Genomic DNA, 1,143 nt, shown 5'->3' on the forward strand with positions numbered 1-1,143 from the left:
AGGAGAACCCCTCATGTCCACACCCGCATCACTTCCGTATGCCTTCGTCGCCAAGATCGTCGCGGCCGATGGACAGCACGACGCGCTCGCCGATCTGCTCGCCGGCGCTGTCGCGCTCGCCAACGAAGAAGTAGGAACGATTGTCTGGTTCGCGGTCAGGACCCACGCCGACACCTTCTGGATCTTCGATGCATTCCCCGACGAGGCCGCTCGCGACGCCCACGCCAACGGCGCCATCGTCGCAGCCCTGATGGCCAACCAGCACCTCCTCGGCGCAGCACCCGAGATCCTGGCGGCCGACGTCCTCGCGTCCAAGCTCCCGTAGTCCGCCAACGCACGAGACGATCGCGCCCCGCCGAGCCGTCGCCAGGTCGCGACGCAACGCCACGCTGCGTTGCCGAGCGGTGCGAGGCCTATCGGCACACGGACAGGATGCCGGCCGCGAGCGCTCAGCCGGCGAGGGTTCCGTCGCAGAGGAGAGCGACGTCGGTGTCGGGCAGAGCCGTGAGGCCAGCGCATCGCGCGACCACCAGAACCGAACCGCCCCTGCCCTGCGTTTGTGCAGGTCAGGGGCTGTTCGCCGGAGCCGCCTGTCGGAATCGAACCGACGACCTAATCACGTCGGCTCTGCGTCTATCGCTTGATGCGCCCACTGGGCGAACGAGCCGCTGACCTGCGCAAACGCCGAGCGTGGGGGACGCCGCCATCCGGTGGTGACCGACGACGACCGACCAGTACCGACCGTTTCACCGGAGCTCGCGGCGGCGTCGAAGCCGAGCAAGCTCCATTCCTTTAGCTCACCGCGCCCTCCTCCTCACCGGTCCCGTCGTCGTCGAAGACGTTTCAGGGGTCTTCTCAGATGAGGGTGTAGGTCGGCCGGGCGCGTCGGTCCGCAGATAGACGTCGAGGTCTCCCGACGACGGAGGTTCCTACGCCATCCATCCGAAAGACCTCGACGTGTCCGACGCTACCCCGCCGGCCGGCTTCGGCCGCCCTGACCTGACCGCCTTCGCTCGACTCGACGGCCTCGGTCTGAGCGTGACCGGGCAACGACTTGAACCGGATCGTGCGGTCCTCGCGTGCCGCGTGGTGGAACCAGATCAGTGGTGCCGACGGTGCGGCAGCGAAGGCGCTGCTCGTGAC

Annotated in this window: 1 protein-coding gene and 1 pseudogene; both read left to right on the plus strand. The window is 67.9% G+C overall.

Going from position 1 to position 1,143, the window contains the following annotated elements; genetic code table 11:
- Nucleotides 1-13: 13 nt before the first annotated feature.
- The gene (locus tag ATN37_RS00035) at nt 14-325 is read left to right on the plus strand and encodes a putative quinol monooxygenase (protein WP_003941073.1); all 312 of its coding nucleotides are present in this window, start codon (nt 14-16) and stop codon (nt 323-325) included.
- A gap of 632 nt (nt 326-957) precedes the next feature.
- Nucleotides 958-1,143: pseudogene (locus ATN37_RS00040) on the plus strand (ISL3 family transposase); the annotation flags it as partial.

Source organism: Rhodococcus sp. MH15, from assembly GCF_019266045.1.
GTDB lineage: Bacteria > Actinomycetota > Actinomycetes > Mycobacteriales > Mycobacteriaceae > Rhodococcus_F > Rhodococcus_F qingshengii.